Source organism: Sphingobium sp. L-44 (genome assembly GCF_056859495.1).
The window spans coordinates 1-6,060 of record NZ_JBSXOQ010000067.1 but is presented as its reverse complement, the minus strand read 5'-3'; the positions used below and the strand labels follow the sequence as shown (position 1 = coordinate 6,060).

Sequence of the window (6,060 nt, the reverse complement as noted above, 5' to 3'; positions counted from 1 at the left end):
CGCCTCTGCTGTCGAGGCTCCCTGCGCCAGAACAATCTCAACTTCACGCAGCTTGCCGATAATTTCTTCCGGCTTGTGCTTCTTGCTCGGCATTCATCGTCCCTTTCGTGGTCCAGACTATCATAGTCTCTGGGCCACTCAGCGGGGGGCAGATCAGTTGGAAGTGTAAGACGCCGCAGGCGGCTCACTTCAAACTCCCTTGATCGTAACCCTCCGAGTTTTCCGGCTATCCGGCGTTCCGGGCTGAGGCTTGTCGCTAATTGTCGGATCCAAAGCTCCGGTGCTCGCGGCAATGCCAAAGCCGCAGAACGAAGATCGTCCCGCCCGCGATTTCATAGCGCATCTCATAATTGCCAACGATGATCCGACGGACCTCGCGCGGTTCATAGGCTTCCAGCTTCTCGCCAAGCCTGGGATAATCGAGCAGGCGATTAGGGGCGTGCGCAAGCTGCTGAACTATGCGAGCCGCAGCATCGGGTGCCACGGGTTTGAGGTGTTCGTGGAGGCGTACGAGATCCGACGAAGCCTTGGTGGTCCAATGGATCTTCATTTGGTCGGCGAGGGCAGCGGCGTATCCGTTCCAAGGCTATCAGCCCATGCCTGGATCGACTGATGGTCGATCACTCGCCCGGCATCTACATCCTCCAGGGCTTCCAGCGTCATTTTGTGCCGCTCTTCCTCCTGATCGACCCAAGCGGCCAGGGCCTGCTTCATCACCCATCCCCTCGATCGCTCCAAGCGCGTGGCCACAGCTTCAACCTTTTCGGCAAGTCCGAGGGGGACATGCGCCGTCAACACCTTCGTTTCTGAAGCCATGATCTATCACTCGTTATCACGATGATTAAAATATAATCACGATTGGCGGGGTAAGCAAGAAGGATGGCAGAACGAGGGCTCCGCGTTGATCCAAGGCTTCAGTCGCCGGCCGGAGGCAACTCCACGGGGACTGACTTTGACGACGCGAGCGCAAGTGCGACAGTGTAAAGTTGCCGCCAATGCTCCGCCTTTCGCAACTGGACAAGCTTCGGGCTTGGCAAAGCCTCCTTCCACCTCGCGAGACGCCAGGCCAGAAACCCATCGTATAGCGCCACCGTGACCTCGCGCAGGTTGGCGCTGTTCGCATTCAGAAAATTGGCGAACTCGACGATGTGCCTGAGATAAGCCCGGATCGTGTTCGGTGATGCCCGGCTCTGTTCGAGATGCACGATCCAGTTGCGGAGGCTTGCGATGACATCACCACTGTCATCGAGTACCGTCCACGACCGGCTACCGTCTGGCATCTCGATGCGCGCAGCCTGCCAGAGCGACGGCAGATTCGAAGTGGACACGGTGGCAGATACTGTTGGGGAACCTCGGCAACTGCACGGCCTTCCCCCACACACTGGACACAGATTACATGGACAGTTGCGGTGCTGCGATTAACATAATCTCTGTTATCGAACTTAAATCTTGTAAGCGCCATTTAGAAATGACACACCCCCGCTAGATAGAGATGACACAGTTTGGATCATCGGCGGAGCGCTGCTGTCATGTTCATCCTTCGCGTTGGAGGATGTGCGATAATGGCGGTGCTGGTGATGAGCGATGGCGAGCTTTCGCGTTTCGATACCTTGATGCGCGTGGATCGTGGCGAGCTGCGGCCGACCGATGCGGCGCGGCTTTTAGGCATTGAGCGGCGGCAGATTTATCGTCTGTTGGATCGGTTACGAGCCGAAGGTGCTGCCGGCTTGGTGTCAGCCAAGCGCGGCCGGCCCAGCAACCGGCGCTATGCCGATGATTTTCGCGAGCGCGTGGTCGCAATCGTGCGTGAGCATTATTATGATTTCGGCCCCACGCTGGCCCGTGAGTATCTGGCCGAACGGCACGATATTCATCTGGCCTGCGAGACGTTGCGCCAGTTCATGATCAAGGCCGGGTTGTGGAAGGATCGCGTGGCCCGGCGCCCACGCCCATATCAGCCGCGCTACCGACGGGACTGCCGAGGCGAGCTGATCCAGATCGACGGATCGAAGCACTGGTGGTTCGAGGATCGCGGGCCGCAATGCACCCTGCTCGTTTATATCGACGACGCGACGAGCGAGCTGATGCACCTCAAGATGGTCGAGAGCGAGAGCACCTTCGCCTATATGGAGGCGACGCGTGAGTATATCGAGCGGCACGGCAAGCCGGTGGCCTTCTATTCCGATCAGCACAGCGTTTTCCGCAACTCCCGCGCCAGCGCCGCGCGAGGCGATGGCATGACGCATTTCGGTCGGGCTCTCGATGCGCTCAACATCGAGATCATCTGCGCCAACTCACCGCAAGCCAAGGGCCGGGTCGAACGTGCCAACGGCACCTTGCAGGACCGGCGGGTCAAAGCGATGCGGCTTGATGGCATCTCATCCATCGCCGAGGCCAACGCCTTTCTCGCCAGCTACATGGCCAGGCACAATGCACGGTTCGCCCGCCCTGCCTTCGATACCCGCGATCTGCACCGCCCCCTCGCCCCGCATGACGATCTGCGCTCGATTATGGTCTGGCGCGAGCAGCGGACCGTGACAGCGGCGCTGACGCTCCACTACAACAAGGCGATGTTCATCCTGGAGCCGACCGCGATTAGCAAGGCACTGGCGCGCAAGCGGGTGACGGTGTGCGAATATCCCGATGGCCGGCTTGAGATCCAGCATGAGGGCCATGTCCTGCCCTACCGTCAGTTCGACAAGATGCGGCAGGTCAACCAGCCCGCCATTGTCGAGAACAAGCATCTCGATGCCGCGTTGATGCTGGCAAAACAGATGCAGGCCATCATGCCGCATCACCGCAAGCGCAACAACGACGCCCCTGCCCGCCGCGACCAGCCCCTGCATCTCTTCCCCGAGCCAGAACCGCCGCCAAAGATTGACCGCCGCAAACTGGGTGGTTCAAAGCTCAAGCGCGGTCTCAGGCTCAGTGACGAGGCGTTGCGCGAACGCGGCACGCTCAGCTTCGTGCAAAGGGCATGACCGGGCCCACTGCAGAGCAGCGGGTCCCCAAGGTCAGCGCATCAGCAGGGTCTGCGCTGCGCTGTATGGATGGCTCCACGCAGCCCCTGCTGTCCACGAGCGTGTGACATTTCTAAATGGCAGAGATTGTGACTTCTCTAAATGGCAGGAACAAATCGTGTAAGCGGCTGGACTCTAAATCGAAGTGCGAAATCCTAGGATTTATGAGGGTTTGATCCCTTTTCCAGGAAGGCACATGATGAACGGCTATCAGCATCTGGGTTTGGACGAGCGCCGGGATGTTTATCAATTGATGGCCACCGGACGGTCTGTTCGGTAGATCGCGGATGCGCTGGGTCGCCATCCGGCGACGATCTATCGCGAGCTCAAACGCAACCAGCACCTGGACGAGCATCCGCTGTTTCGCGGCTATTCCCCACGACCGCGCAGACCATGGCCAACGGCCGTCTGTCGGAAAAGGAGATCCAGGCCGTCGCCGATTGCCTTAACAGCACACCCCGCAAATGCACGGGCTATCCCACTCCGCCCGAGGTTCTGGGAGAGCAGATCGCCCTTCTCAATGCCGGATAAATTTTGCCGTCCTCGGACGAAATGCTACGCAGCACCTCGGATGTCGCGCTTCAAATCGAAATCGCCATCGAATATTTCCGCTCGAAGCGCTTAACGGCGCGGATCTCCGATCCTCCTAAAGTCGCGCCACGGCTCGTCATGCTGCGCTCGAACAAGCCCGCCCCTCCGCCGGTCATCGGGGCCGGCTCCGATGCGGTCACGTAGGCGATCGAGGCCCATTGCGCAGCGCTCCACAGCCTCGCCGACACGCAAAGGGAGAAACCGGTCATGACCCGCATGCTAACCGCCGATGAACTGGCGGGATTTGCCGAGATCATCGACAATATGCTCGTCCTTGGCGATCTCGCGGAGTTGCCGGCCCCGGCGACGAGCAGGCAGCGATCGCGTTCGTCATGGCGATGACCGCGAACGCAGTCGCCGAACTTAATGGCGATCAAGGCATGTCCGACACTCTGACAGCAGCGAGGCAACCTCCTGGCTGATGATCTGCAGGAGCTCGATCGCCTGCGCGGCGAGGCGAGCAAGAGCACGATCTCGCCGATGGTGGCGCGTGACGCGGCCGACAGCCGCACGCCTGGGCCCCCTCGCGCGTCACTGCAGGAACGACCGCAAGACCGCGCGAAGGAGCGGGCCGATGGCCGGACGCTGCCAAACGACCGCGCCATCGATAGCCAGATGCGCGTGGTAGAGGCGGTGATCCGGCGCACGCTGTTCGATAATCGCAAGGCGGTGACGCGCATGATGTCGGTTGCCAAGGCTCACCTCGATGCCCATGTCGCGGCGGGACGCACGGTTCAACCAGCCATGGTCCGCACCGGCGGTCAGACGATGGAGCGCCGGCGCCGGGCGTTCCCCTGCAGCAGCGTCCGCCCAGCCCGTTCGACCCGGTCTCGATCACAAGCCGCCTGAACGCAACCGATCGCGCTGACGGGCTCGAGTTCTGAGATTTGGCAAAAGGTTCGCTCATAACGAACATATTACGGCATCTATAAACTCTCGCTTACCTTTGGTTTATAAATTTGGCTATTCGTTCGTCATGGAAAGACAAAAGCGCCAACCTTTAAGCCAAATGTTGCACAAGCTGGCACCCGGCCTGCTGGTGGATTCCGCTTGGTTGCAGATGCAGGGTGTCTCGCGCACTTCGATCCACGACTATGTCCGCAGAGGTTGGCTCGAGCGCGTCGCATCTCGCGTTTACCGCCGCACCACCGCGCACGGGCCGACCGGCCGCTTGCGCTGGGAGCTGGCGATCATGTCGGTGCAAAGCACATCAGCAGGCACACTCTATATCGGCGGGATGACAGCGCTCGAATTGCATGGCCTTAGTCACTTCGCACGGCTCGGCAATGATCGGGAGGTCCATCTCTACGACCCGGATCACGCGGCCCCTACTTGGCTTGCGACTTTGCCGACTGATGCCACCCTGGTGATGCATCGTCGCGGCCTGTGCACGGATCCGCTTCTTGGCACAGGCTGGCACCGGCTCGATCTTGGAACACGTCGGCTTGGCGCCGCCGTCCCCTCACCCGACGTGAAGGAAGCCTGGGACCATTTTGTGCGGGTCGCCGGCCCAGAGCGTGCCGCGATCGAAATGATGGAAGACGTGCCCACGTCGCTCTCGTTCGATCACGCCGACAAAATCTTCGAAAACCTCGCTACATTACGGCCGCGCCTGGTGACGGCGCTTCTCGAGCAATGCAGCAGCATACGGGCCAAGCGGCTCTTCCTGTTTTTCGCTGATCGCCACGATCATAGCTGGAGCAAGCGCGTTGATCGCAGCCATGTCGAGCTTGGCCGCGGCAAGCGCCAGCTCGTTCGCGGAGGGCGCCTCGATCCTCACTATCAGATCACCGTGCCGGACGCCTTCGCGGCGCGCGCAGGAGACGAGAGCCGATGACCGCGCAGACCTATGTTCGAAGGCCTGGATGCCCAGCGCCGTTGACCAGCCAGCAACAAGCGGTGATCGACGAGATCAACCGCCGCGCGACCCACGCCTAGTGCGCGGCGGTTCCGACATTGCGCTGATAATCGAGGCGTTCGTCCTGGCCGTGATGATGTTCTTCGTCGCGATCAACGGGATCGTCGGCTCGATCGACTGAACAGCGCAACCAATCGACGAGAATGGTCGCTTCATCGCGACACGCTCACCTGGCGAGAAACGGTCCGCCGCCCCGACACCGATCCCACCGCTAACATGACATTATTTTTCGAGTCGACGGTGCGATATTCTGGGCTCCCTGTGCGGGGCGTTGTTCGCCGCCCTATTGGGCTTATTGCGGTAAGCATGGAACCGATGCGGGGTAGCGACCGTTAGATGGTCTCCCCGATATTGCGAAACCACCCTACCCCGCCGACTTTGGCGGGGTATTTGTTAGCGTCCGCGCTCGTGGTGTAATTTCCGGTGTAGATTGAGGTGATCGCATGGGGTTGGGCATGCCCAACCCCATGCGATTTCGAACTCGGTGGCCACCGGGCTCATCGGTAAGGTGGAGTTACCACACGTCACACG

8 protein-coding genes and 1 pseudogene are annotated in these 6,060 nt (G+C 60.5%); 5 read left to right on the top strand and 4 right to left on the bottom strand.

The features are described from left to right. Positions 1 to 256 precede the first annotated feature (256 nt). The 3 genes from AC13EK_RS07030 to AC13EK_RS07020 all read right to left on the bottom strand — a co-directional run bounded on the left by AC13EK_RS07030 (position 257) and on the right by AC13EK_RS07020 (position 1,328). Entirely contained in the window at positions 257 to 550 is a 294-nt protein-coding gene (locus AC13EK_RS07030) for a type II toxin-antitoxin system RelE/ParE family toxin (RefSeq protein ID WP_017503639.1), read from the bottom strand. Beyond that, a complete protein-coding gene (locus AC13EK_RS07025) occupies positions 547 to 816 on the bottom strand; it encodes a CopG family ribbon-helix-helix protein (protein WP_017503640.1) in 270 nt (89 codons plus the stop codon). Before AC13EK_RS07025 ends, AC13EK_RS07030 begins: the two co-directional genes overlap by 4 nt. A 98-nt stretch (positions 817 to 914) precedes the next feature. Continuing rightward, positions 915 to 1,328, bottom strand: a complete 414-nt coding sequence (locus tag AC13EK_RS07020; RefSeq protein ID WP_234781603.1) for a site-specific integrase — start codon at positions 1,326 to 1,328, stop codon at positions 915 to 917. Between the two features lie 234 nt (positions 1,329 to 1,562). Here AC13EK_RS07020 and AC13EK_RS07015 point away from each other — a divergent pair, with 234 nt between their 5' ends. From AC13EK_RS07015 to AC13EK_RS07005, 3 genes and pseudogenes are all read left to right on the top strand, one after another. Then, entirely contained in the window at positions 1,563 to 2,981 is a 1,419-nt protein-coding gene (locus AC13EK_RS07015) for an ISNCY family transposase (protein ID WP_081331725.1), read from the top strand. Positions 2,982 to 3,219: 238 nt separating this feature from the next. Next, a pseudogene (locus AC13EK_RS07010) lies at positions 3,220 to 3,428 on the top strand (helix-turn-helix domain-containing protein); the annotation flags it as partial. Further along, on the top strand, positions 3,414 to 3,551 hold the full coding sequence (locus AC13EK_RS07005; protein ID WP_155738130.1) for a hypothetical protein: 138 nt from the start codon (positions 3,414 to 3,416) through the stop codon (positions 3,549 to 3,551). The pseudogene AC13EK_RS07010 and the gene AC13EK_RS07005, both read left to right, overlap by 15 nt. Before the next feature lie 50 nt (positions 3,552 to 3,601). Here the strand turns inward: AC13EK_RS07005 and AC13EK_RS07000 are convergent, their stop codons facing one another. Beyond that, on the bottom strand, positions 3,602 to 3,988 hold the full coding sequence (locus AC13EK_RS07000) for a hypothetical protein (protein WP_125990295.1): 387 nt from the start codon (positions 3,986 to 3,988) through the stop codon (positions 3,602 to 3,604). A 103-nt stretch (positions 3,989 to 4,091) separates the two neighbouring features. On the opposite strand from AC13EK_RS07000, the gene AC13EK_RS06995 reads away from it, so the two are divergent. Together AC13EK_RS06995 and AC13EK_RS06990 are read left to right on the top strand one after the other, a co-directional pair. After that, complete coding sequence (locus AC13EK_RS06995) at positions 4,092 to 4,460, top strand: hypothetical protein (protein ID WP_063976876.1); 369 nt, start codon at positions 4,092 to 4,094, stop codon at positions 4,458 to 4,460. Between the two features lie 127 nt (positions 4,461 to 4,587). Further along, entirely contained in the window at positions 4,588 to 5,448 is an 861-nt protein-coding gene (locus AC13EK_RS06990; protein ID WP_017503735.1) for a type IV toxin-antitoxin system AbiEi family antitoxin domain-containing protein, read from the top strand. The last annotated feature ends 612 nt before the right edge of the window (positions 5,449 to 6,060 follow it).